The sequence below is a fragment of the Streptomyces mangrovi genome (assembly GCF_900114215.1).
Classification (GTDB): Bacteria; Actinomycetota; Actinomycetes; order Streptomycetales; family Streptomycetaceae; genus Streptomyces; species Streptomyces barkulensis.
Genome location: NZ_FOSG01000001.1, coordinates 299,225 through 321,365 on the forward strand (window position 1 = coordinate 299,225; position 22,141 = coordinate 321,365).

Sequence of the window (22,141 nt, forward strand, 5' to 3'; positions counted from 1 at the left end):
ACCGGGAGGCGGGCCGCTCGGGGGCAGGGGCCCGCGGGGAGCGACCCTGGGAGTTCGGGGCTCAGGGTCGCACAGGGGGGCGGCGCAGCGGGGGGACACGGGGAGGCGGGGTCCCGGCGGCCGACGACGGCGCCGGGGCCCCGGTGCTGCGACAGCCCCATGGACGGCTCCCCTTCCGTCTTCCCGTACGCGTCACCGAAAGCGTGTCACGACACGGTCCCCGCCGCCCGCGTTCCGCGCAACCCCGGGCGGCCGGAGGGCCGGAGGGCCGCCGGTGCCCCGGCGGCCCTCCGGCCCGCACACCCTCAGCGCCTGGCGACGAACACGTGCGTGGCGACCTCGGCGGTCAGCTCCGCAGCCTCGCCCCCGCTGCCGATCTGCACCCCGCCGCCGACCCCGGACATCACGCTGACCACGGCGCCCGGCTGCACACCGGCCCGCCGCAGCGTGTACATCAACTGGGCGTCCGTCTGGATCGGCTCGCCGATGCGGCGCACCACGACCGTCTTGCCGTCCGAGCCCGCGTCCAGGTCCGACAGGCTCACCATGTCGTCGCTCAGGAACGGCCCGGCCTCCGACGGCTCGCCCAGCTCCTCCAGGCCCGGGATCGGATTGCCGTAGGGGGACTCGGTGGGGTGCCGCAGCAGCTCCAGCACGCGACGCTCGACCGCCTCGCTCATCACGTGCTCCCAGCGGCACGCCTCCGCGTGCACCTGCTCCCACTCCAGGCCGATCACGTCGACCAGGAGGCACTCGGCCAGCCGGTGCTTGCGCATCACGCGCGTGGCCAGCCGCCGGCCCTCCTCGGTCAGCTCCAGATGCCGGTCGCCGGCCACCCGGACCAGTCCGTCGCGCTCCATGCGGGCGACCGTCTGGCTCACCGTCGGGCCGCTCTGGTCGAGCCGCTCGGCGATACGGGCACGCATGGGGACCACGCCCTCTTCCTCAAGCTCCAGGATGGTACGGAGATACATCTCCGTGGTGTCGATGAGTCCGGACATCGTGCCCCTCGTCAGCTCGTGCGGTGGCCCTGATAACCAATTCTGACGCATGGGGCCGACAACCGTTCCCGATCCGCCGGTGCCACCCGGAAGCCGCCCGCGCGCCGCCCGCACACCACCCGCGCGCCGCCCGGAAGCACCGCCGTATTGACAGCGCACTGGTCCAGACCTCACCGTGATCGCGGCGTCACGGGATGTTCCGGGGCGCTTGCCGGAGCGTTCACCGGGGCATGCGGCCGGGCGCGCGCCGGGGCCGTACGGCGGCACACGACGGGAGGCCGGGGCGATGGGCGGGGCGGCGGACGAGCCGACGGGCAGGGCGGCGAGCGGGACCGCGGACGAAGCGGCGGGCGGGACCGCCGAGCGGTTCCTCGACGCGGCCGTCGGCCTGCTGGAGCGGGTCCGGAAGGAGGAGACCGGCAGCATCTCGGCGGCCGGGACGCTGATCGCCGACGCCTTCACCGGCGGCGGCCGCGTCTTCGCCTTCGGCGCGGGCCACTCTTCCCTGCCGGCCCAGGACGTGGTCTACCGGGCGGGCGGCCTCGCCGTGCTGAACCTCCTGCCCGTGCCCGGCGCGGTCGGCGTCGACGTCGTGCCCGCGACGCTGGGCAGCGCGCTGGAACGGGTGGAGGGGCTGGCCTCGGCCGTACTGGAGACCTCTCCGGCGCGGGCCGGCGACGTACTGGTGGTGATCTCCCTGTCGGGCCGCAACACGCTGCCGGTGGAGATGGCCTCCCGCGCCCGGGAGCTGGGCCTGAGGGTGATCGGCGTGACCTCGGTGGCGTACGCGGAGGCCACCTCGCCGCGCAACCCGTCGGGCACTTTCCTGAAGGACCACTGCGACGTCGTCGTCGACAGCAAGATCGCGGTGGGCGACGCGGAGCTGACGGCACAGGGCGCCGGCGCCCCCTTCGCGCCCGCCTCGACGGTGGTGGCCGGCGCGATCATGCAGGCGGTCGTCGCCTCGGCCGTGGAGGCGCTGGCCGCCCGCGGCGTCACCCCGCCCCTGCTGCGCTCGGGGAACGTGGACGGGGGCCACGAGTGGAACGCCCGGGTGATGGCCGAGCACGCCGACCGGATCTTCTACCTGCGCTGACGGTCCCGCGTCCCGGCCCGGACTCAGTCCCGGCCCGGGCCCGGACTCAGTCCCGGGACAGGGCCCGGGCGAGGTCGACCGCGGCGGCGACGCTGTCCGCGACGCCCTCCGCGTAGACCGCGTCCGAGCGGTCGAAGGCGCGCCGGCTCGGCCCCCGCAGGAAGGTGAGCACACCCAGGGTGCGGCCGCGGCTGCGCAGGACCGCGCACAGGCCGTGCACCGTACCCTCCGGCCATTTGCGGGCCCGCGCCCACCCCTGCGCCGCCGCGCCGCCCACGCTGGTGCGCACCGGGCCGCAGCGCTCGTACGCCTGGAGCGCCGGGTGGTCGCTCGCGTAGGGGACCGGGACGCCCGTCGTCGACGTGCCCGGGGCCGGGGCTTCGGCGGTACGCACCAGCCGGACCGGGGAGCCGGGCGCCGCCAGGTCCAGCAGCGCGTGGTCGGCGAAGCCCGCCAGCGCGAAGTCCAGGTGGACGGCCACCGCCTCCATCGGGTCCTCGCACTCGGCCGCGGCCCGCGCCGCCCGGTGGGCCTGGTTGCCCCGGAAGCGGAACCGGGCCGCCTCCTGCTCGGTCCGCCTGGCGTCCGTGACGTCCGTGAAGAACCACGCCACGCCCAGCGGCACCGGGGCCTCCTCCGCCATCGGCGAGACCAGCCGCAGGAAGCCGCTGCGCCAGCAGCGCCGCGCGTCCCCGGCCGGCCCGTCCTCCCGCTCCGCCCCCTGCTCGCCGGCCCCGGCGCGCAGCGTCACCCACAGCTCCGCCGGAGCGGGCGGCGGGCCCTCCGCCAGCACGTGCTGCAGGGCGCTCTCCAGCTCCTCCACGCCCTCCCCCACCAGCTCGCCCAGCGGCCGCCCCAGCATGGCGGTGCGGCCGACGCGCAGCGCCCGGGCGGCGTGGCGGTTGGCGACGGCCGGGCGCAGGTCGGCGTCGACCAGGACCACTCCCCACGAGGCGCCCTCGAACAGGGCCTCGCTCAGGGCGATCGACCGTTCCAGGTCGATCTGCGTGCGCACCTCGCCGAACGCGCAGTACACGCCGGTCGGCCGGCCGTCGGTGTCGCGCACCCCCGAGCACTGCACCCGCACCAGCACCCGTCCGCCGTCCTTGCGCATCAGCGCGAACTCGTGGACCCGGCGCCCCGGCGCGGTCATCGCGTCCATCAGCCGCCCCTGGACGTCCTCGGCGTCGGCGGTGCGGACCGCCCATCCCGCCAGCCCCCGGCGGCCGACGGCCTCCTGCCTGGTCCAGCCCAGGATGCGCTCGGCCTCGCGGTTCCAGTGGGTGACGACGCCGTCGGCGTCGAAGGCGCACAGGGCGGCGTCCATGCCGTCCAGGAGAGCGGCGAGAAGGAGCTCGCCGTCGGAGTCGGCGAACCGCGGCGGGGCGGCTCCTCCCGCGGAACCGCCGCGGGTGTCGCCTCCGTCACCGGCACCGTGTTCGAAGTGGGTCTCGGACTGAGCCGTCACCTGACACCCCCGGCTGGACGCTGCGCGCAACTGCACTCCCGATCATTGAACTCGAACGTGACGCAGCACACATGTGATTCACGCAAATCGTTGTGCCCTCGAAATTCGCTTGTACGTGCCCATACCGCCGCCTACCGTTTGGGGTACACGAGAAGGGAGGTGGTTCGGCAGATGAGTTGCGACCGGACGCGTGAGGTGACTGCGGCCTAGGGGCCGACGTCACAGCGTGATGCCGGCACCGCCGGCCAATCCCGAGCAGTCACCCGACCCGCGGGCTGTCGGTACGTCCGACCGACCCCCCTCGCGCCGCACGGCGCGAACGGGGCCAGGCCCGCGGGTCGTCTGCGTCTTCAGGGCCTTCGGGGTCTCCGCGGCCTTCGGGTCAGGGACTGAGACGTTCGACCGTCCAGACCGCCGCCGCGCCGGAACCGCCCGGGCCGCCCGGACCGCCCGGATCCCGGCGGACGTAGCGCAGACGGTCGTGGAGGCGGTTCTCGCGGCCCTGCCAGAACTCCACCGTCCGCGCCACCACCCGGTAGCCGCCCCAGTGCGGCGGGACCGGGACCCGTTCCGTCTCCGGGTAGCGCTCCGCGAGCTGCGCGTACGCGCGGTCCAGCTCCTCCCGGGAGGCCACCTGCGAGGACTGCTCGCTGGCCCACGCCCCGAGCTGCGAGCCGTGCGGACGGGTGCGGAAGTAGGCGGCCGTCTCGTCGCGGCCGGTGCGCTCCGCCCGGCCGGCGACGATCACCTGGCGGGCGACGGCGTGCCAGGGGAAGAGCAGCGAGACGTACGGGTTGGCGTCGATCTCACGGCCCTTGATCGAGTTGTAGTTGGTGTAGAAGACGAAGCCGCGCTCGTCGAACTGCTTGAGCAGCACCGTGCGCGAGCTGGGCCGCCCCCGCTCGTCGGCCGTCGAGACGACCATCGCGTTCGGTTCGTGGAGGCCGCCGGCCACCGCCTCCTCGAACCAGCGCAGGAACTGCCCGTACGGGTCGGGGGCGAGATCCTCCTCCTGGAGTCCTTCCGCCCGGTAGTGGGCCCGCATGGCGGCGGGGTCCAGGTGCGGACGGTGGGCGAGGGCTTCGCGGGCTGCGTCGTCGGCTTGGGGCACGCGTTCATCTTGCAACACGTCCCCCGCGCGGCATCGGGCGGTGGCGGGCGAGTTTGCCCGTCCGCGGGAACGTGTACACCTGGAGACGGGGAAACGGGGAGTGTGCCGCATCTCACTCTTCCCCGCACCTGCCGAACCGGACAGAATCGCTGGCTGGACCACTGTGGCCTTCGCACAGCGCGGGTTATCGTGTCCGACCAGTCACTGCCCGGTCACCACCGGCAGCCCAACAGCAGCAGGGCAGGACCGGGTGCCGGCCCGGACCGCCGGCCCCACGCGGCGGCGGAACCGCGCAGGCACGCCCGCAGAGAGCCGACCGGCCCCCTGGGGTGCCCGCCGTCCTCCTACCGAACCACATACGAGGAGCCGCCAGATGTCCGACTTCGTACCCGGACTCGAGGGAGTCGTCGCGTTCGAGACGGAGATCGCCGAGCCCGACAAGGAGGGCGGCGCCCTCCGCTACCGGGGTGTGGATATCGAGGACCTGGTGGGCCACGTCTCCTTCGAGAACGTGTGGGGCCTGCTGGTGGACGGCGGCTTCACCCCCGGCCTGCCCCCGGCCGAGCCCTTCCCCATCCCGGTCCACTCGGGTGACATCCGGGTGGACGTGCAGTCCGCGCTGGCGATGCTCGCGCCCGTGTGGGGCCTGCGGCCGCTGCTGGACATCGACGAGAAGCAGGCCCGCGAGGACCTGGCGCGGGCCGCGGTGATGGCGCTGTCGTACGTCGCCCAGTCGGCGCGCGGCCAAGGCCTGCCGATGGTGCCGCAGCGGGAGATCGACAAGGCCGAGACCGTCGTGGAGCGCTTCATGCGCCGCTGGCGGGGCGAGCCCGACCCCAAGCACGTCGCGGCCGTGGACGCCTACTGGACGTCGGCCGCCGAGCACGGCATGAACGCCTCCACCTTCACCGCCCGCGTCATCGCCTCCACCGGCGCGGACGTGGCGGCGGCGCTGTCGGGGGCGGTGGGCGCGATGTCCGGCCCGCTGCACGGCGGCGCGCCCTCGCGTGTGCTGGGCATGATCGAGGAGATCGAGCGGACCGGGGACGCCCGGGCGTACGTGAAGGGCGCCCTGGACCGCGGCGAGCGCCTGATGGGCTTCGGCCACCGCGTCTACCGCGCCGAGGACCCGCGCGCCCGTGTGCTGCGCCGTACCGCCAGGGAGCTGGGCGCGCCGCGCTTCGAGGTCGCCGAGGCGCTGGAGAAGGCGGCTCTGGAGGAGCTGCACAACCGGCGTCCGGACCGGGTGCTGGCCACCAACGTGGAGTTCTGGGCGGCGATCGTGCTGGACTTCGCCGAGGTCCCGGCGCACATGTTCACCTCGATGTTCAGCTGCGCCCGCACCGCCGGCTGGTCGGCGCACATCCTGGAGCAGAAGCGCACCGGCCGTCTGGTGCGCCCCTCCGCGCGCTACGTGGGCCCGGGCCCGCGCAGCCTGCGGGAGATCGAGGGCTACACCGAGGTCGCCCGCTGAGGCCCCCGTCCGTACGGACACCGCACCGGCCCCGGAGCGACGCCCCCCGTCGCTCCGGGGCCGGTCCGCGTCCGGGCTCGTTCCCTCCCGCGTACGGAACCGCCCGCGGAGCCGTACGCGGAGCCGCCCCGCGGGAAAGCCGGAGGCCTCGCCCCGCCGGGAGCGGCGGGGCGAGGCCCCCGGGCACCGGACCCGGCCGGCGGGGCGCTCAGTCGCGCACGGGGATCTCGGCGTACGAGGGGTCGCCCGCGGGCGAGGAGAAGGCGAGCTTCGCGCCGAACGGGTTGTGCTCGGCGTAGAGCGGGTCGACGGTGTCGATCACCAGGGCGAGCCGGTGCCCGGCCGGGACGTCGTAGGCGGTCGAGAACAGCTCCAGGTCCACGCCGAACGCCTCGCCCGGCACCTTGTCGTGGAAGCTGAACGGCGCGTGGGTGACCAGCCTGCCCACGCCCAGCGGTCCCACGTCGTAGAGGTGGGCGACGAAGGTGCCGCTGGACCGGTTGGAGGTCACCGTGGTGTGCAGCTTCACCGTGCCCCGGATCTGCCGGGCGGCGGCGTACCGCTCGGACTTCCAGACCGCGGAGTACCAGTCGGGCAGCAGCGGGACGGAGACCGTCGGCGGGAGGCCGGTGAGCTGGTCGAAGATGCTGGAGAGGAAGACCGTGCCGCCGTTCGCGCCGGAGTCGACGTTCGCCAGGACGCGGTCGGTGTCGTTCAGGGCGATCCGCTCGGTGCCCGAGGGCACGGACTTCCAGTCGGGGTAGCCCTCCTGGTCGCCCTGGCGGTCGGTGAGCCGGACGGGCCGCTCGCGGTCGACGCCGTTGTCCTCGCCCTTGAGGTGGTGGTCGAGCCAGCGCTCGGCGCTGTTCCACACGTCGTTGGGCAGGCCCAGCAGGCCGGGCATCTCGGGGGTGGCGTGGTCGCCGTGCCGGAACTCCAGGCGCTTGGGGCCGGTCAGCTTCTCGTAGAAGTCGGCGTACTGGTTGGGCGGGAAGATCGAGTCGCCCCAGGCGTTGCCCAGCATGATCGCGGGGCCGTTGGCGTTGATCCGGTCGATGTGGGTGGCGGCGGAGCGCTTCCTCCCCCAGGCGATCATGTCGCCTTCCTTCTCCAGGTCGGAGGCGAGGAAGCCGGAGATGATCTCCTTGAACTCGTCACCGGGGCGGCCGGTGAGGTAGCCGGCGCCGGTGAGGAACGTGGCCGCCTGGGTGTGCTGGGTGCGGCCGCTGTAGATGGAGCCGACCAGGTCGGCCCAGCCGCTCATGGCGACCACGGCCTTGATCCGGTCGTCGTGGGCGGAGGCCAGCAGGCTGATGCCCGCGCCGTAGGAGATGCCGGCCATGCCGATCCGCTCGGGGTCGGCGGGGGTGTTGGCCAGCGCCCAGTCGATGGCCTTCGAGGCGTCGGCGACGTCGGGCGGGCCGGCGACCTCGATCTCGCCGCCGGACTGCCAGAAGCCGCGCGAGTTGTAGCTGAGCACCACGTAGCCGGAGTCGGCGAGCTTCTTCGCCTGGGCGAGGTACTCGACCTGCGGCATGGACCAGCTGGTGGGGAGTACGACGAGCGGGTAGCGGCGCTCGCCGTCCGCGTCGCCGGGCACGACGACGTTGGCGGCCAGCGGCGTACCGCCGTCACCGGGTATCTCGACGAAGCGGACGGTGGACGAGGCGGTCGTGCCGTGGGCGGCGGTGACCGGGCCGGCGACGGTCCCGGCCAGCACCGCGGCCGAGACGGCGGCGACGGCGGTGGACGTGCGCAGACGCCTGCGAGGGTGTCCCATGGGCCCTCTTCCTGAGTCGTGTCGCCGGCGTGGGGAGCCGGCGGGCGTGTGGGGAAGGTGACCTGAGACTAGGCGCGCGGCTTACCACTGGTAACCCACCGGTAAGTTACGCGTCCGTAACTTTCGTCGTACCCCTCGTCGCACCATCGGGCGAACGGCGACCGGTTCCGTCCGCCGCACGGGCGCCGCCGGGGAGAGGCCCCGCAGCCTCACCGCTCCGGCCGCTCCTCCGGCCGTTCCTCCTCCGGCGGTCCGTCCAGCGCCTCGGCCAGCACCTCCGCGAGGTGGCGGGCGCGGTACCCGCCGAGCTGGGCGAGCTGGGTGCGGCAGGAGTAGCCGTCGGCCAGCAGCTCCGTGCCCGGCCCGGCCCCGCGCACCGCCGGCAGCAGCTTCTCCTGCGCGCAGGCGGCCGAGACCTCGAAGTGCCCTTTCTCGAAGCCGAAGTTGCCCGCCAGCCCGCAGCAGCCGTCGCTCAGCCCGCCGGTCAGCCCGGCCCTCTCCCGCAGCCGCCGCTCCGCCGCGTCGCCCAGCACGGCGTGCTGGTGGCAGTGGGTCTGGCCGGCCACCGGACGGCCGATCCGCGGCGGGGTCCAGTCGGGCGCGTACTCCTCCAGCGCCTGGGCGAAGGTGCGGACGAGGGCGGCCAGCCGCTTGGCGCGCGGGTCGTCCGGCAGCAGTTCGGGGGCGTCGGTGCGCAGCGCCGCCGCGCACGGCGGCTCCAGGACGACCACCGGCACCCCGGCCTCCAGTACGGGCTCCAGCCGGTCCAGGGTGCGGCGCAGCACACGGCGGGCTCCGTCGAGCTGTCCGGTGGAGATCCAGGTCAGGCCGCAGCAGACCCGGTCCGCGCCCGGCGGCGGGACCACCTCCAGCCCGGCCGCCTCCAGCACCCGGACGGCGGCGGTGCCCGCCTCGGGGGAGAGGTGGTTGGTGAAGGTGTCCGGCCACAGCACGACGCGCCGGCCGCCGCGCGCGGGGTCCGCGGAGCGCGTGCGGCGGTACGCGCGCCACAGGCGCGTGAACGGCGCGCGCGGCAGTGGCGGGATCTCCCGCTGCGGGGCGATCCCGCCCAGCCGCTTGGCCAGGGCCGCCGCCGGGGTACGGGCCAGGACGTTCAGCAGCGGCGCGCTGCGGGTGGCGGCCACCGCCCGCAGCCACAGCGGCAGCCGTCCCATCGAGTAGTGGGCCATCGGACGGCGGCGGCCCGCGTAGTGGTGGTGCAGGAACTCCGCCTTGTAGGTGGCCATGTCCACCCCCACCGGGCAGTCGCCGCGGCAGCCCTTGCACGACAGGCACAGGTCCAGCGCCTCGCGCACCTCCTCCGACCGCCAGCCGTCGGTGACCACCTCGCCCGCGAGCATCTCGTGCAGCAGCCGCGCCCGGCCGCGCGTGGAGTGCCTCTCCTCGCCCGTCGCCCGGTAGGAGGGGCACATCACGCCCGGACTCCCGGCCGGGTTGCGGCACTTGGCCACTCCCACGCAGCGCCGCACCGCCGCCGAGAAGTCTCCGCCGTCCTCCGGGTAGCCGTAGACGACCGGGAGGGGCTCGCGCGGCAGCGGCGCGAACCGCAGGTTCTCGTCCAGGCGGTGGGGGCGCACCAACATGCCGGGGTTGAGGCCGCCGTCGGGATCCCACAGGTCCTTGAAGCGGCCGAACAGCTCCACCGTCTCCCGCCCGTACATGCGCGGCAGCAGCTCGGCGCGCGCCTGCCCGTCGCCGTGCTCGCCCGACAGCGAGCCGCCGTGCGCGACCACCAGATCGGCCAGGTCGCCGGAGAAGCGGCGGAAGCGGGCGATGCCCTCCTCCGCGATCAGGTCGAAGTCGATGCGCACATGGATGCAGCCGTCGCCGAAGTGGCCGTACGGCAGCCCGCGCAGCCCGTGTTCGGCCAGCAGCGCGCGGAAGTCCCGCAGATACGCGCCCAGCCGGGCGGGCGGGACCGCGCAGTCCTCCCAGCCGGGCCACGCCTCGCTGCCGTCGGGCATGCGGGTGGCGGTGCCCGAGGCGTCCTCCCGCACCCGCCACAGGGCGCGCTGCCCGGCCGGGTCGGCGACCAGGGCGTGGTCGGCCGCGTCCCCGGCCGCCGCCCGGCACAGCCGCTCGGCCGCCGCCCGCGCCCCGGCCGCGTCCGCGCCGCCGACCTCGACGAACAGCCACGCCCCGCCCCGGGGCAGCGTCGCCCGCTCGGTCTCGGGCACCAGATCGCTCGCCATGCCCTCCACCGTCAGCGGACGGTGCGGAAGGAGGGTGACGGCCGCCTCGGCCGCCGCGCTCTCGTCCGCGTAGCCCAGCACCGCCAGCACCCGCGCGCCGGGCCGCTCCACCAGCCCCACCGTGGCGGCCGTGACCACCCCGAGGGTGCCCTCGCTGCCGGTGAACGCCCTCGCCCAGTCCTCACCCCGCTCGGGCAGCAGCGCGTCCAGGGCGTAGCCGGAGATACGGCGCGGCAGTTCGGGGAAGCCGGTGCGCAGCCGGGCGAGCTCCCCGCCCACCAGCTCCCGCGCCCCGGCGCGCAGCCGCTCGGGCACGCCGTCCCCGCCGGGCGCGAGCCGGGCGCGTTCACCGCCGTAGGTGAGCACCTCCAGCTCCCGGACGTTGTCGGCGGTCGTCCCCCAGGCCACCGAGTGGGAGCCGCAGGAGTTGTTGCCGATCATCCCGCCGAGCGTGCAGCGGCTGTGGGTGGAGGGGTCGGGACCGAAGGTCAGCCCGTGGGCGCCGGCCGCGCGGCACAGGTCGTCCAGGACCACGCCCGGCTGGACGACGGCGGTGCGCGCCCGGGGGTCGAGCGACAGGACCGCGTCCATGTGGCGGGTGAAGTCCAGCACCACCCCCGTGCCCGTCGCCTGCCCGGCGATGGACGTGCCCCCGCCGCGCGGCACCACCGGCACCCCCGCCTCCCGGCACACCTCCAGCGCCGCCGCCACGTCGCCGGCGTCGCGCGGCGCGACCACGGCCAGCGGCACCCGCCGGTAGTTGGAGGCGTCCATCGTCACCAGCGCGCGGGCGCCCGCGTCCCCGGCGACCTCCCCCCGTACGGCCGCCCGCAGCGCCCGCACCACCTCCCGCGCCCGCTCGCGCTCCTCCGCCTGCGCCGTACGCTCCAGCGCCGTGCGCGCCTGCCGCCGTGCCGCCCTCGCCGCGTCGTCACCCATGGCACCAGCGTGCATCCCGGCCGGCCCGGTCCGCACCATGCGGACCACGGTGTGTCCCGCCATGTGTGCCGCGGCGCGTCCACGGCCCGTCTCGCGGGGTGGACGCCTCACGGGACACACGACGGACACGGACTACGCTTCACAGCGTGGCCGATCTCCAGATTCCCGCAGACATCAAGCCCGCCGACGGACGATTCGGTTCGGGCCCGTCCAAGGTGCGGACGGAGGCGCTGAGCGCCCTGGCCGCCACCGGTACGTCCCTGCTGGGCACCTCACACCGCCAGGCTCCGGTCAAGAACCTGGTCGGCAGGGTGCGCGAGGGAGTGAAGGAGCTCTTCGGTCTTCCGGAGGGCTACGAGGTCGTCCTGGGCAACGGCGGCTCCACCGCCTTCTGGGACATCGCGACCCACGGTCTGATCGAGTCGAAGTCCCAGCACCTGTCCTTCGGCGAGTTCTCCTCGAAGTTCGCCAAGGCCGCCAAGCTCGCCCCCTGGCTGGCCGCCCCGTCCGTGGTCTCCTCCGAGCCCGGCACCCACCCGCTGCCGCGCGCCGAGGCGGGCGTGGACGTGTACGCCCTCACCCACAACGAGACCTCCACCGGCGTCGCCATGCCGATCAGGCGGGTCGAGGGCGCGGACGAGGGCGCGCTGGTGCTGGTCGACGCCACCTCCGGCGCGGGCGGTCTGCCGGTCGACGTCTCCGAGACGGACGTCTACTACTTCGCCCCGCAGAAGTCGTTCGCCGCGGACGGCGGCCTGTGGCTGGGCGTGTTCTCCCCGGCCGCGCTGGAGCGGGCCGAGCGGATCGCCGCGAGCGACCGGCACATCCCGGCCTTCTTCGACCTGCCCACCGCCATCGACAACTCCCGCAAGAACCAGACGTACAACACCCCGGCCGTCGCCACCCTCTTCCTGCTGGCCGACCAGCTGGAGTGGATCAACGGCCAGGGCGGTCTGGACTGGGCTGTGGCCCGCACCGCCGACTCCTCCTCGCGGCTGTACGGCTGGGCGGAGAAGTCCGAGATCGCCACCCCCTTCGTGACCGACCCCGCCCAGCGCTCCCAGGTCGTCGGCACGATCGACTTCGCCGAGGGCGTGGACGCCTCCGCGATCGCCAAGGTGCTGCGCGCAGGCGGCATCGTGGACACCGAGCCGTACCGCAAGCTGGGCCGCAACCAGCTTCGCGTGGCGATGTTCCCGGCCGTCGAGCCGGCGGACGTCGAGGCGCTGACGGCCTGCGTGGACTACGTCGCCGAGCGCCTCTGAGCCGTACGCGGCCCGTACCCGCTCCGTACGCACCCGGCCGCCGGGACCCGTCGCGGTCCCGGCGGCCGGCGGCGCCGTCTTTCACACCGTCCTCCGCATCGCTCCGGTCAGGAGACGGGGCGCAGGTGCGCCAGGTGCGGCGACCGGACGCCCCCCGGGGGGCGCAGAGCCCGGTCCGGCTCCCCCTGGCCGAAGGGGGAGCCGGGCTTCACGGTCTACGGCCCAGGTGTGGGAAGACGAACCCCCGGGCCGGGGGAACGTCCGACCACGGCAGTCCCTGACGGGCGCCGAGCCGCTCCCGGACCGCGGCTTTCGCCCGGGCGGTGATGTCCCTGCGGGGAGCGGCAGAGCGGTCGTAGACGGCCCACTCTCCGGTGGCCTCGGCCACCGGCGCGGCCACACCGGGGATACCGAGCCGCCGCACCGTCTCGTACGCGACGCCGGTGGGCAGGCGCACCACGTCCCAGGCGAGCCCGGTCGGCGCCTCGCCCAGCGCCCCGTGTCCCCAGGCGCGCAGTACGTCCGGGACGCGGCCGGTGGGCCGCAGCCAGCCCAGTTCCAGGGGGCCGAGGACCAGGTCCGACAGGTCCGCGGCGGGGTGCGTCAGGGTCGGGGTCGGGGTCGGGTTCACGGGGGGTGGTGCCTTTCGATCAGGTGGTACCGGGTCGTGGCCGGTCCGGTGTGGAGGGGGCTATGGGCGCTACCGGCCGGGGGCAAGGGCGACCAGCGGCCACAACTGCCAGGCGGCGAAGGCGAGAAGGCCGATGACCACGGCGAGGGCGCCGGGGTTGGCCTTGACGGTCAGGTACGCGCGGCCCAGCCGACCGGGTTGCCCGGTCCTCGCGCTGCCGGCTGTATCCGGGGCGTCAGCGGGCACGGCCGTCCTTCCCGGTCAGCAGCAGTCGCGGCCGGTGCCGGCGGCCGCAGGGAGGGCGGCCGTTGACCTCCGCCAGGCGCAGGAACCGCACCGGGCGGGCCTGCCAGGTCAGGTGCTGGATGCCGGGGTAGAGGGTCAGCGAGCAGGGCTCGCCCCGGCGCAGCCGGGCGCACGCCCGCGCCGAGCCGGGTCCGTCCACCCAGTGGTCCAGCACGTAGCCGGCCTGGTGCGGGCCGAGCACGCGGGCCACGGTGCGCGTTCCGGCCCGGATCCACCGGATCGCCGCCTCCGGGCCCGGGGCGGCGTACCCGTCCCGGCGCGTGGCCGTTCCCGGCATGCCCGAGTAGGTGCTGACCGCCTCGCACCACACCCCCGCCCGAACCAGCGGAGCGGAGTGGGTGGCCTGATCGGCGGGAGCGGTCACCGCGCCGGCTCCTCGGGAGTGAGGTGCCGCAGCAGCCACCGGCAGTCGACGGCCGGGGGCCGGACTCGGTCGGCCACGGTGGTGGCCCGCACCGGGCAGATGTGCGGGACGGCGGTCGGCAACAGCCTCAGGGGAACAGCCGGTCCGGCGACGAGTTTCTCGGCGGTCTCAGGCCGGGGCAGGGCCGTGCTGATGGGCAGGGCTCGGCCGATTGTCCCCATGACGGTGGCGATGTCGGCCAGGGCGTCTGTGACGGCTGACGCGGCAGCAGGTGGTGCGGTGGGCGAGGTCTGCACAGGAGCCCCCGAAGAGTTTCGGTGATCGGTTCGTCACCGAAAGTAGGACCCCTGTAGCGGAGGAAGGGGCAGAATTCCTGCCCCTCGCACTCCCGTTCAGGCGGCGATCACTCAGGCGGCGAGAACACCGACCTTCACCGCCAACTCGGAGGCGCGGCGACGCCGCTCGGGGGACTTCGCCTCGGTCTCCTCCAGGATGATCCGCCGGGCATAGCCGTTGTAGCGGATCGTCTCGGGCGCGTTCTCGTGAGCCTTCTCCAGGGTGGCCAGCGCGGTGTCGGGCTGGCCGTCGAGCTGGTATCCGCGGGCTTCCTCGATGCGGTGCCGGGCTCGGCGCGGGCGGGAGGGGATGCAGCGGGCGTCGGCCCGGGCGGCCTGCCTCACGCTCTCCCCGCCGGCGTGGAGTTCGACGGCGAGGGTGACGGCGTGGGCGCCCATGACGGCGCGGGAGAAGGAGGTGACTGGGTGGTAGTAACCGTCGGGCAGGCGCTGGGCGATGTGGTCGGCCTTGTCCCACCAGCCCCAAGCCGCGCCGGTGTCGCCGCGACGGGCGGCGGTGTAGCCCGCGGCGACCTGCAGGGCTCCGGCGATCGCGCGGACGTGGTCGTCCGCGTCGGGCAGTTCGGGCTCGAGGTAGCGCAGGCACTCCGTCGTGACGGCGTCGGCGCCGTCGTAGTGGCCGGAGTCGCGGTGGGCCTCGGCGGTAAGCCAGGCCACCATGCCCAGGGCGTGGGGGTCCTCCGATTCCTGGGCGGCGACCATGCCGCGTTCGACGACCCGCCACAGCAGCGCGCTGTCGGGCTGGTAGGCCAGGAAGAACTGGCTGAGGCTGTAGACCTCGGCGAGGACGGCCTGGGCGGTGCGCCGTTCGGATGCGGCGTCGGCCTGCCGTACGGCGAGCTGGGCGTCGCGGATCAGGTCAGGCAGCAGGGAGCCGAGGACTTCGCGGTGGTTGGGGGCGGAGTGGCGGGCGGCCCAGGCGCGGTCGAGTCGGGCGCGCAGGTGCGCGGTGCCGGGGGCCTGGCGGTCGGCGTAGGTGAAGTGGAAGGTGTCGACGGCGGCGCGAACCTCGGGCAGGCGAGGGTGGCCGGGGCCGATGAAAAGAGCGGTGGGCATGGACTGGTCCCCGGTCAGGTCGGACAGATCACGGACCCGCAGTACCTCGGCGATCCGCAGGATCATCGACAGCGGAGGGGTTTGGATCTCCCCACGCTCGACCTGTTTGAGCCAGCTCGGGGAGCGGCCCAGCAGACCGGCCAGGACGGGCCGGCTCATGCCTCGGCGGGTCCGCAGGATGCGCAGACGCTCTCCGAACGCGATGGGTTCCGGGGCAACATCGGCGATGGGCATAACTCCGCCCCCCTTCTCTGGGTAGCTCGTCGTCCACAGCGTATGGGGCGGAGCCGTATTCGTGTGGGGGTGAGTGTGGACTGCGGCCTGCGAGGGCTGCGGTGCGGGAAGCCCAACAGGCTCTTTCCGGTGAGATGTTGCACTCCTACGGCACTCGCAGCCAGATGCTGATCGCGCAAGCCTCGGCATACCTGGCGCTCGGTGAGCCCGAGGGCGCCGCCCAGGCACTGCGGCCTGTCCTGGAGCTGCCGCCGGAACAACGTTTGGAGCCGGTTACCCGCAGGATCCGGGAGTTGGCTGACGTGATGGCCCGGTCACGGATGGCGAACAGCGCGCCGGCGGTTGCGTTGCAGTCCGAGGCGGAGGCGTTCTGCATGGAATCGGTACCCCGCCGGATCGCCCTCTCGCCAGGCACGGCAGGCACTTGATTGGATCCCGTGGTATGACCGCCGAAACCATGGCCGACCACTGGTGGTGGCGGCCGGGTTGGAGGCCCGGCCGCCGCTTCTACACCTGGCACTTCACTTTTCGGACCGCCACCGAAGTACACCGTTTGGCCGACGCTTACCGTCGAGGGCTGGCCGAGGTGGCGGGCTTGGACCTCGTCCCCGACCGATGGCTTCACCTGACCATGCAGGGCCTGGGCTTCGTGGACGAGGTCCCGGAACAGGACGCGCGAGCCATCGCCGACGCGGCCCGTCGGCGCCTGGTCGGCCTGGCACCTTTCCAACTGCGCTTTCACCAGCCGGAGATCACCCCGGAAGCGATCCGGTGGGAGGCCGAGCCCAGCGGGCCGCCCGCAGCCGTACGGGCGGCGGTCCGTGCCGCCATCGCGGACGTATGGGACGACGTTCCCGAGCCTGCGGACGGTTTCGCACCGCATGTGACGATCGCCTACAGCAACAGCGACGGCCCGGCCGATCCGGTCGCCCGTGCCCTGGACGCGGTCGACGCCGAGCCCGCCACGGCGCGGATCGAGCAGGTGGACCTCATCGTCCTGGGCCGGGACGACCGGATGTACGAGTGGGAGGACTTCGCGGCGGTACGCCTCGGCTGACCTGCGGCGCTCCGTGACACAGGGCCGAAGCCCCGGCCTGGGCGAGGGCCGGACGGAAACGGGCGCGGCCCACGGGGGCCGCGCCCGTTTCCGTGCGGCCCCGGCGAGGTACCCGGCGGCGCATGAGCACTCCGGGCACCGGGCTGAGTCTGTTCGCCGACGAGCGGCGCGTCTGGCTGGCCACGTACGACCGCGAGGGCGTGCCGGTGGGCACGGCCACGGCGATCGCCGTGGAGGGCGACCGCGCCTACGTGCGCGCCCACGGCCGGTCGGGCACGGCCGGGCGGCTGCGCCGCCGCCCCGAGGCGGAGATCTCCCCCGCCACCCTCGGCGGCACTCCGGCGGGCGCGCCGATGAAGGTGGACGTACGGCGGCTGTCGGGCCGCGGGGCCCGGCACGCGGCCCGGCGCCTGGCCCGGAAGCACCCCGCGCGGGGCGTGCTGGTGCCGCTGGGCCACCGGCTGATGTTCGACCGGTCGCTGCTGTACGAGCTGCACCCGGTGGGTGAGCGGTGAGGGTCCGGCGGTGGGCGGCACGGCCCCTCCACCGCCGGGTTCTCAGCTCGACAGCCGCTGGTAGCGCCGTACCGCCAGGGGCAGGAAGACCGCCGTGATCACCAGCGGCCAGACCACCGCCATCAGCGCCGCGTGCTGCTCGATCCAGCTCCCGCCGCCCGGCACGGGGTTGCCGAAGAGGTCGCGCACGGCGTTCGCCGTGGAGGAGACCGGGTTCCACATCGCGATCGTGCCCAGCCAGTCCGGCATCATCGAGGGCGGGGTGAAGACGCTGGAGATCATGCCGAAGGGGAAGGCGAGCGCGAACAGGTTCCCCGCCGCCTCCTGGTCGGGCACGAGCAGCCCGATGAGGACACCGACCCAGATCAGCGCGAAGCGCAGCAGGAGCAGCAGCCCGAAGGCGTAGAGGGTGGCGAGCGCCCCGCCGTCCGAGCGCCAGCCGACCACCAGGGCGATGGCGGCCAGCACCAGCAGGTCCAGCCCGGCGTGCAGCACGTCGGAGACGCCGCGTCCGGTGACCACCGCCGACGGCGCCATGGGCATGGAGCGGAAGCGGTCGGTGATCCCGCGTTCCTTGTCCACCGCGACGGTCATCGCGGTGTTCATGAAGCCGAAGGCCATGGTCATGGCGAACATGCCGGGCAGCGCGTACGACTCGTAGTCGGCCGCGCCCACGTCCATGGCGCTGCCGAAGACGTAGACGAACAGCAGTACCGAGACGATCGGGAAGCCGAGCTGCCAGGCGACGATGGACGGCTGCCGGGCGAGGTGGGTCAGGTCGCGGCGGACGATCGTCCAGCAGTCGGCGAGGGCCCAGTACAGGCGGTTCTCCGGGCCGGACGGGGCTGTGGCGGTGGCTGTGGCTGTGGGGTTCAGGCCGCTCATGCGGCGTGCTCCTTCTGCTCGGTGGCGGTGGCGGTGGCGGTGGCCGTGGCCGTGCGGTGGCCGGTCAGGCTCAGGAAGACCTCGTCCAGGGTGGGGCGGCGCAGGCCGATGTCCTCCACCCCGACGCCCTCGTCCTGGAGGGTCCGGGCCACCTCGGTGAGCGCGGCCACCCGGTCGGTGACCGGTGCGTGCGCCCGGCGCTCCACGGGGTCGGTGTACGGCTCGGCGCCCTCGTCCGCGACGCGGGCGAGGACCTCGGCGGCGGAGGGCAGGTCGGCCGCGTCGTACAGCACCACCTCCACCCGGTCGCCGCCGACCGCGCCCTTGAGTGCGGCCGGGGTGTCGTCGGCGATGCGCACGCCGCGGTCGATGACGGTGACGCGGTCGGCCAGCCGGTCGGCCTCCTCCAGGTACTGCGTGGTCAGCAGCACCGTCGTGCCTCCGGCGACCAGTGAGCGCACCGCCTCCCACACCTCGTTGCGGCTGCGCGGGTCGAGTCCGGTGGTGGGCTCGTCCAGGAAGAGCACCTCGGGGGCGAGGATCATCCCGGCGGCCAGGTCCAGGCGGCGCCGCATGCCGCCGCTGTACGCCTTGAGCGGCTTGTCGGCCGCCTCGGTCAGCGCGAAGCGCTCCAGCAGTTCCCCGGCCCGCTGCCGGGCGCGCCGGGCGCCGAGGTGGAACAGGCGGCCGAACATCTCCAGGTTCTGGCGGCCGGTGAGGATCTCGTCGACCGCCGCGTACTGCCCGGTCAGCCCGATCCGGCGGCGCACGCGGGCGGGCTCGCGGGTCACGTCGTGCCCCGCCACCTCGGCCCGGCCGCCGTCGGGCCGGACGAGTGTGGCCAGGACTCGGACGGCGGTGGTCTTGCCCGCGCCGTTGGGGCCGAGCAGGCCGTGCACGGTGCCGCGCCGTACCTCCAGGTCGAAGCCGTCCAGCGCGCGTCCGCCGCCGTACCGCTTCACCAGCCCTTCCGCCAGTACGGCGTACGGGGTCGCGGATGTGGTCATGGTGGTCCCCTCTCGAAACTGGGTACAGCGTACCCGATTGCGCGTACACCGTACCCAGTTTTCCGGCGCCCCCGTAGGATGGACCCCGATGACGAGCGAGAACAGCGACCGCGGCTATCTCAAGCGCAGCCTGGACCTCCTGTGGGGCCAGGGGGAGCGCCCCTCCCGCGGCCCCAAGCCGGGCCTGACCCTGGAGCGCATCGCCGCCGCGGGCGTCGCGATCGCCGACGCCGAGGGGATCGACGCGCTCTCCATGCGCCGCGTCGCCGCCGAACTGGGCGTCGGCACGATGTCGCTCTACCGCTACGTGCCGGGCAAGGCGGAGCTGCTGGAGCTGATGATCGACCGCGCCTACCGGACGATGCCCGGCGACGACGCGCCGCGGGACGCCGGCTGGCGCGCGGTCCTGGGCTACGTCGCCCACGGCAACTGGCGCATGTACCTGGCGCACCCCTGGCTGCTCCGGACCAACCTGGCCCGGCCCGTCCTCGGTCCCGGCGCCATGGCCGGCTTCGACTACGCCGTCTCCGGCCTGGCCGGCCTCCCCCTCACCGACCAGGAGCGGCTGGGGTTCATCGCCGCCGTGGACGGCTATGTCACCGGCTGCGCCCGCACCCATGTCCACGCGGCCCTCGCCGCGCGGCAGACCGGCATCAGCGACGAGGAGTTCTGGACCGCCCACGGGCCCCTGCTGGAGAAGGCGATGCTCAGCGGCGCCTACCCGCACGCGGCCGCCCTCGCCGAGGACACCTTCGCCGTCCCCGGGGAGCGGCTGTTCGAGTTCGGCCTGGAGCGGCTGCTCGACGGCCTGGAGGCGTTCATCGCCGCCGCGGAGGGCGGGACCACCGCCGAGCGGCTGGGCGGCGGGGGCTGAGGCCCGTACCGCACGCCCCCGTCGCGCGCCCGTGCCGCGCGCCCGTGCCGCCGTCAGCCCGTGGCGCGCCCGTACAGGACCAGGGCCCAGGCCAGGCAGCCGAACGCGGCGGTGGCCGCCACCGCGCGGACGGTGTTCCAGGCGACCCATGAGGACTCGAAGCGCTCCCGGATCGCGGCGAGGCCGGACGCGTCGTCCGGCTCGCCGGCGGCGGCGAGCCGTTCGTTGAGCGGGACGTTGACCGCCGCGGTGACGGCGAACATCACCAGGTACAGCACCAGCCCCGCGACGGTGAACGGCAGGGCCGCACCCCCGTCACCGGCCCACTGCAGGGCGACGGCGGCGGCGAGGACGACGGGCGCGCCCATGAAGCAGCCCAGGAACCAGCCGTTGAGGATCGCCTCGTTGATCCGCCGCATCGCCGTGACGAAGGTGTGGTCGTCGCCGCGGCGCAGACCGGGCATGACGGCGTACGCGAAGCCCGCGAACAGCCCGGCCATCAGGCCCGTGGCCACCGTGCCCGCCAGCAGGGCGAGGGTCGTGAGCGCCCTCATGCCGCCGCCCCCCGGGCGCGGGACGCGGCTGTGGTGCGGTGGGTGGCGCGGCAGGCGGTACGGCGGGGAGTGCGGTGGACGGGCTCGCGCACGCGGTTCTCCTTCGACGGGCACGTACGGACACGGCGGGCGCCGCCGGGCCGGGCCCCGGGTGACGCTACCGCGCCCGGCCTCCCCGAGCGGCGGCCGGGTGGCCGCTTCCGGACGGGAACGCCTGGCGCGCGGTCAAGCGTCGCCGCCTCCGCGCCGCTTCGAGCGGCGCAGGGCGAGGAGGACGGCGGCGCCCGCGACCAGGGCGAGGACGAAACCGAGGGTGCTCCCCTCTCCCCCGCCGTCCCCGTCACGGTCGTCCCCGGCGGCGTCCGGCTCGCGGTCGCCCGCCGCGCCGTCGGCCCCCTCACCGGCTTCGTCGCCGCCGGTTTGGTCCGGCTTTTCCTCCCGTGCGCTCTCGGGGAGTTGTTCCTCGGTCAGGGGCATCGGCTGTACGGGGCTGCGCTCGCCCTCCGTGCCGTACAGCAGGGTCCGGCCGTCCGGTGTGAAGGTCACCGACTCGCCCTGGCGCTGCACCGGCACCGTCAGCCGTCCCAGCTCCCTCGGCCTGCCGTCCTCCCAGGCGTACATGGTCCCGCCGAAGTAGCCGCGCACCGCCAGCCGGGTTCCGTCCGGGGAGAAGGCGGCGTCGGTGGCCCACAGGCCGATGTCCGCGGCGCGGGTGAAGGTGGCGGCGCCGGAGGCCGGGAGCTCGTCGGGCCCGGCGTACAGGGCGCCGCCGTCCCGGTGCTTGCTGACGATGTACACCCGCCCGGTGACGGGGTGGACGGCCAGCGACTCGGCGTCGCGCGGGCCGTCGGCGTAGCGCACGGTGTGACGGGTGGCCTCGACCGCCTGGTCGGACAGCTTCTCGGGTTCGGCGAAGCGGTAGATCCACACCTCGGGCCACCGGCCGCCGAAGTTGTCGCCGATGTCGCCGACGTACACGTCGCCGTCCGGGCCGACGGAGACGGCCTCGACGTCGCGCGGGGAGACGCCGGCCAGGGTGACGGTGGCGACCGTCTCGCCGGTGCGGCCGTCGATCGCGTAGACGTACGGCCCGTCGTCGCTGTCGTTGTGCGTCCAGTACACGCCGGGGTGGGCGCGGCTGGGCGCCAGGCCGCTGGACTCGGTGATCCGCTCGTCCTCGATCGTGAAGCCGTCGGCGGCGGGGTCCGCCGCCGCCCCGGGTGCTCCGGCCGTCACCGCCGCCGTCACCGCTGCCGCAACCACCGCCGCGCACGCGGCGCGCACAAGCCTTCGCATGGCCCCAAGCCTGTCACTGTCCGGGCGGAAGCCGGACGACGGGATCCACCGCCGTGGTCCGGCCGCCCCGAAGGCGCGCGGTGCCCGGCGCTACGCTGACGGGATGAGTGAGGACGTGCCGTCGTGGGACGCGCTGGCCGGGCAGGTCGCCGGGCTGGCGCAGCGGGTCTCCGAGCTTGAGGAGCGGCTGGGAAGCGGTACGGAGGGGCCGCAGGACGAGGAGGAGCCGGGCGACGCCTACCTCGTGCTGCCGCAGCTCCGGGAGCTCCTGCGGGACGCGGCGCACGGCGGGGTGCTGTTCGCCGGGTCCGTTACCGGCCCGGGCGGAGAGCGCGTGGAGTGGGAGCGGTCCGCCGTCACGGACTCGCTGCTGGGCTCCGACTGGCCGGAGCTGGCCGACACACTGGGCGCGCTGGGGCAGCCCGTCCGGCTGCGGCTGCTCCAGGCGCTGCTGGAGGGGCGGACCGCGGTGGCCGAACTCATGGAGCTGGACGGGCTCGGCACGACCGGTCAGGTCTACCACCACCTGCGGCAGCTCGTCTCCGCCGGCTGGCTGGAGACGGTGGGTCGCGGGCGTTACCAGGTCCCGCCGACCCGGCTCGTCCCGCTGCTGGTCGTGATCACCGCGGCCCGCCGCTAGGCCCTGTCCGACAAACAGC

Annotated in this window: 22 protein-coding genes; 8 read left to right on the forward strand and 14 right to left on the reverse strand. The window is 74.5% G+C overall.

Annotation, left to right across the window (positions count from 1 at the left end; translation table 11 throughout):
• Nucleotides 1-305: 305 nt before the first annotated feature.
• Nucleotides 306-1,001, reverse strand: a complete 696-nt coding sequence (locus tag BM237_RS01325) for an iron-dependent transcriptional repressor DtxR (protein ID WP_093846843.1) — start codon at nucleotides 999-1,001, stop codon at nucleotides 306-308.
• A 286-nt stretch (nucleotides 1,002-1,287) separates the two neighbouring features.
• Between BM237_RS01325 and BM237_RS01330 the strand changes: the two genes are divergently transcribed.
• Nucleotides 1,288-2,097 carry an SIS domain-containing protein gene (locus tag BM237_RS01330; RefSeq protein ID WP_093846845.1) on the forward strand — a complete coding sequence of 270 codons (810 nt, stop codon included), beginning with the start codon at nucleotides 1,288-1,290 and terminating at the stop codon, nucleotides 2,095-2,097.
• A 46-nt stretch (nucleotides 2,098-2,143) separates the two neighbouring features.
• Here the strand turns inward: BM237_RS01330 and BM237_RS01335 are convergent, their stop codons facing one another.
• Both BM237_RS01335 and pdxH read right to left on the reverse strand, forming a co-directional pair.
• Nucleotides 2,144-3,565 carry a PAS domain-containing protein gene (locus BM237_RS01335; RefSeq protein WP_245793340.1) on the reverse strand — a complete coding sequence of 474 codons (1,422 nt, stop codon included), beginning with the start codon at nucleotides 3,563-3,565 and terminating at the stop codon, nucleotides 2,144-2,146.
• A 382-nt stretch (nucleotides 3,566-3,947) separates the two neighbouring features.
• Entirely contained in the window at nucleotides 3,948-4,610 is a 663-nt protein-coding gene (gene pdxH / locus BM237_RS01340) for a pyridoxamine 5'-phosphate oxidase (RefSeq protein ID WP_093847359.1), read from the reverse strand.
• A 439-nt stretch (nucleotides 4,611-5,049) separates the two neighbouring features.
• Here pdxH and BM237_RS01345 point away from each other — a divergent pair, with 439 nt between their 5' ends.
• Nucleotides 5,050-6,150, forward strand: a complete 1,101-nt coding sequence (locus tag BM237_RS01345; RefSeq protein ID WP_093846849.1) for a citrate synthase 2 — start codon at nucleotides 5,050-5,052, stop codon at nucleotides 6,148-6,150.
• Nucleotides 6,151-6,358: 208 nt separating this feature from the next.
• Here BM237_RS01345 and BM237_RS01350 read toward each other — a convergent pair whose 3' ends face one another.
• Both BM237_RS01350 and BM237_RS01355 read right to left on the reverse strand, forming a co-directional pair.
• Complete coding sequence (locus BM237_RS01350) at nucleotides 6,359-7,930, reverse strand: alpha/beta fold hydrolase (RefSeq protein WP_093846851.1); 1,572 nt, start codon at nucleotides 7,928-7,930, stop codon at nucleotides 6,359-6,361.
• 209 nt (nucleotides 7,931-8,139) lie between these two features.
• On the reverse strand, nucleotides 8,140-11,082 hold the full coding sequence (locus BM237_RS01355) for an FAD-linked oxidase C-terminal domain-containing protein (RefSeq protein ID WP_093847361.1): 2,943 nt from the start codon (nucleotides 11,080-11,082) through the stop codon (nucleotides 8,140-8,142).
• A 146-nt stretch (nucleotides 11,083-11,228) separates the two neighbouring features.
• On the opposite strand from BM237_RS01355, the gene serC reads away from it, so the two are divergent.
• A complete protein-coding gene (gene serC / locus BM237_RS01360) occupies nucleotides 11,229-12,347 on the forward strand; it encodes a phosphoserine transaminase (protein WP_093846853.1) in 1,119 nt (372 codons plus the stop codon).
• A 208-nt stretch (nucleotides 12,348-12,555) separates the two neighbouring features.
• Here the strand turns inward: serC and BM237_RS01365 are convergent, their stop codons facing one another.
• The 5 genes from BM237_RS01365 to BM237_RS01380 form a co-directional block, all read right to left on the reverse strand.
• The gene (locus BM237_RS01365) at nucleotides 12,556-12,978 is read right to left on the reverse strand and encodes a hypothetical protein (RefSeq protein ID WP_093846855.1); all 423 of its coding nucleotides are present in this window, start codon (nucleotides 12,976-12,978) and stop codon (nucleotides 12,556-12,558) included.
• Nucleotides 12,979-13,047: 69 nt separating this feature from the next.
• On the reverse strand, nucleotides 13,048-13,224 hold the full coding sequence (locus BM237_RS29105; RefSeq protein ID WP_175540841.1) for a hypothetical protein: 177 nt from the start codon (nucleotides 13,222-13,224) through the stop codon (nucleotides 13,048-13,050).
• Complete coding sequence (locus BM237_RS01370) at nucleotides 13,214-13,648, reverse strand: hypothetical protein (protein ID WP_093846857.1); 435 nt, start codon at nucleotides 13,646-13,648, stop codon at nucleotides 13,214-13,216. The genes BM237_RS29105 and BM237_RS01370 overlap by 11 nt, the downstream gene beginning before the upstream one ends.
• A complete protein-coding gene (locus tag BM237_RS01375) occupies nucleotides 13,645-13,869 on the reverse strand; it encodes a hypothetical protein (protein WP_093846859.1) in 225 nt (74 codons plus the stop codon). The genes BM237_RS01370 and BM237_RS01375 overlap by 4 nt, the downstream gene beginning before the upstream one ends.
• Nucleotides 13,870-14,055: 186 nt before the next feature.
• Nucleotides 14,056-15,294, reverse strand: coding sequence for a helix-turn-helix domain-containing protein (locus tag BM237_RS01380; protein WP_093846861.1), 1,239 nt, complete (start codon nucleotides 15,292-15,294; stop codon nucleotides 14,056-14,058).
• A gap of 164 nt (nucleotides 15,295-15,458) precedes the next feature.
• Between BM237_RS01380 and BM237_RS01385 the strand changes: the two genes are divergently transcribed.
• From BM237_RS01385 to BM237_RS01395, 3 genes are all read left to right on the forward strand, one after another.
• Nucleotides 15,459-15,722, forward strand: coding sequence for a hypothetical protein (locus tag BM237_RS01385; RefSeq protein WP_139238045.1), 264 nt, complete (start codon nucleotides 15,459-15,461; stop codon nucleotides 15,720-15,722).
• A gap of 14 nt (nucleotides 15,723-15,736) precedes the next feature.
• Nucleotides 15,737-16,351, forward strand: a complete 615-nt coding sequence (locus tag BM237_RS01390; protein WP_245793342.1) for a 2'-5' RNA ligase family protein — start codon at nucleotides 15,737-15,739, stop codon at nucleotides 16,349-16,351.
• 122 nt (nucleotides 16,352-16,473) lie between these two features.
• Nucleotides 16,474-16,866 (forward strand): pyridoxamine 5'-phosphate oxidase family protein, encoded by a 393-nt coding sequence (locus BM237_RS01395; protein ID WP_093846864.1) that lies wholly within the window; start codon nucleotides 16,474-16,476, stop codon nucleotides 16,864-16,866.
• Between the two features lie 42 nt (nucleotides 16,867-16,908).
• Here the strand turns inward: BM237_RS01395 and BM237_RS01400 are convergent, their stop codons facing one another.
• Both BM237_RS01400 and BM237_RS01405 read right to left on the reverse strand, forming a co-directional pair.
• A complete protein-coding gene (locus BM237_RS01400; protein WP_093846866.1) occupies nucleotides 16,909-17,751 on the reverse strand; it encodes an ABC transporter permease in 843 nt (280 codons plus the stop codon).
• A complete protein-coding gene (locus tag BM237_RS01405) occupies nucleotides 17,748-18,758 on the reverse strand; it encodes an ATP-binding cassette domain-containing protein (RefSeq protein ID WP_093846868.1) in 1,011 nt (336 codons plus the stop codon). The genes BM237_RS01400 and BM237_RS01405 overlap by 4 nt, the downstream gene beginning before the upstream one ends.
• Nucleotides 18,759-18,846: 88 nt before the next feature.
• Between BM237_RS01405 and BM237_RS01410 the strand changes: the two genes are divergently transcribed.
• Nucleotides 18,847-19,632, forward strand: a complete 786-nt coding sequence (locus tag BM237_RS01410) for a TetR/AcrR family transcriptional regulator (RefSeq protein WP_093846869.1) — start codon at nucleotides 18,847-18,849, stop codon at nucleotides 19,630-19,632.
• 53 nt (nucleotides 19,633-19,685) lie between these two features.
• Here the strand turns inward: BM237_RS01410 and BM237_RS01415 are convergent, their stop codons facing one another.
• Both BM237_RS01415 and BM237_RS01420 read right to left on the reverse strand, forming a co-directional pair.
• Nucleotides 19,686-20,186: an anthrone oxygenase family protein gene (locus tag BM237_RS01415; RefSeq protein WP_093846871.1), complete on the reverse strand. Its 501-nt coding sequence runs from the start codon at nucleotides 20,184-20,186 to the stop codon at nucleotides 19,686-19,688.
• A gap of 225 nt (nucleotides 20,187-20,411) precedes the next feature.
• The gene (locus tag BM237_RS01420) at nucleotides 20,412-21,482 is read right to left on the reverse strand and encodes a hypothetical protein (RefSeq protein WP_093846873.1); all 1,071 of its coding nucleotides are present in this window, start codon (nucleotides 21,480-21,482) and stop codon (nucleotides 20,412-20,414) included.
• A 103-nt stretch (nucleotides 21,483-21,585) separates the two neighbouring features.
• Between BM237_RS01420 and BM237_RS01425 the strand changes: the two genes are divergently transcribed.
• Nucleotides 21,586-22,122, forward strand: coding sequence for an ArsR/SmtB family transcription factor (locus tag BM237_RS01425; RefSeq protein WP_093846875.1), 537 nt, complete (start codon nucleotides 21,586-21,588; stop codon nucleotides 22,120-22,122).
• Nucleotides 22,123-22,141 lie beyond the last annotated feature (19 nt).

Coding starts and splice junctions, on each gene's coding strand:
- BM237_RS01390 (WP_245793342.1), top strand. CDS start 15,737: ATGACCGCCGAAACCATGGCCGACCACTGGTGGTGGCGGCCGGGTTGG.
- BM237_RS01385 (WP_139238045.1), top strand. CDS start 15,459: ATGCTGATCGCGCAAGCCTCGGCATACCTGGCGCTCGGTGAGCCCGAG.
- pdxH (WP_093847359.1), bottom strand. CDS start 4,610: ATGCGGGCCCACTACCGGGCGGAAGGACTCCAGGAGGAGGATCTCGCC.
- BM237_RS01350 (WP_093846851.1), bottom strand. CDS start 7,930: ATGGGACACCCTCGCAGGCGTCTGCGCACGTCCACCGCCGTCGCCGCC.
- BM237_RS01375 (WP_093846859.1), bottom strand. CDS start 13,869: ATGGGGACAATCGGCCGAGCCCTGCCCATCAGCACGGCCCTGCCCCGG.
- BM237_RS01410 (WP_093846869.1), top strand. CDS start 18,847: ATGACGAGCGAGAACAGCGACCGCGGCTATCTCAAGCGCAGCCTGGAC.
- BM237_RS01400 (WP_093846866.1), bottom strand. CDS start 17,751: ATGAGCGGCCTGAACCCCACAGCCACAGCCACCGCCACAGCCCCGTCC.
- BM237_RS01405 (WP_093846868.1), bottom strand. CDS start 18,758: ATGACCACATCCGCGACCCCGTACGCCGTACTGGCGGAAGGGCTGGTG.
- BM237_RS01420 (WP_093846873.1), bottom strand. CDS start 21,482: ATGCGAAGGCTTGTGCGCGCCGCGTGCGCGGCGGTGGTTGCGGCAGCG.
- BM237_RS01345 (WP_093846849.1), top strand. CDS start 5,050: ATGTCCGACTTCGTACCCGGACTCGAGGGAGTCGTCGCGTTCGAGACG.
- BM237_RS01425 (WP_093846875.1), top strand. CDS start 21,586: ATGAGTGAGGACGTGCCGTCGTGGGACGCGCTGGCCGGGCAGGTCGCC.
- BM237_RS01325 (WP_093846843.1), bottom strand. CDS start 1,001: ATGTCCGGACTCATCGACACCACGGAGATGTATCTCCGTACCATCCTG.
- BM237_RS01380 (WP_093846861.1), bottom strand. CDS start 15,294: ATGCCCATCGCCGATGTTGCCCCGGAACCCATCGCGTTCGGAGAGCGT.
- BM237_RS01330 (WP_093846845.1), top strand. CDS start 1,288: ATGGGCGGGGCGGCGGACGAGCCGACGGGCAGGGCGGCGAGCGGGACC.
- BM237_RS01395 (WP_093846864.1), top strand. CDS start 16,474: ATGAGCACTCCGGGCACCGGGCTGAGTCTGTTCGCCGACGAGCGGCGC.
- BM237_RS01355 (WP_093847361.1), bottom strand. CDS start 11,082: ATGGGTGACGACGCGGCGAGGGCGGCACGGCGGCAGGCGCGCACGGCG.
- BM237_RS01415 (WP_093846871.1), bottom strand. CDS start 20,186: ATGAGGGCGCTCACGACCCTCGCCCTGCTGGCGGGCACGGTGGCCACG.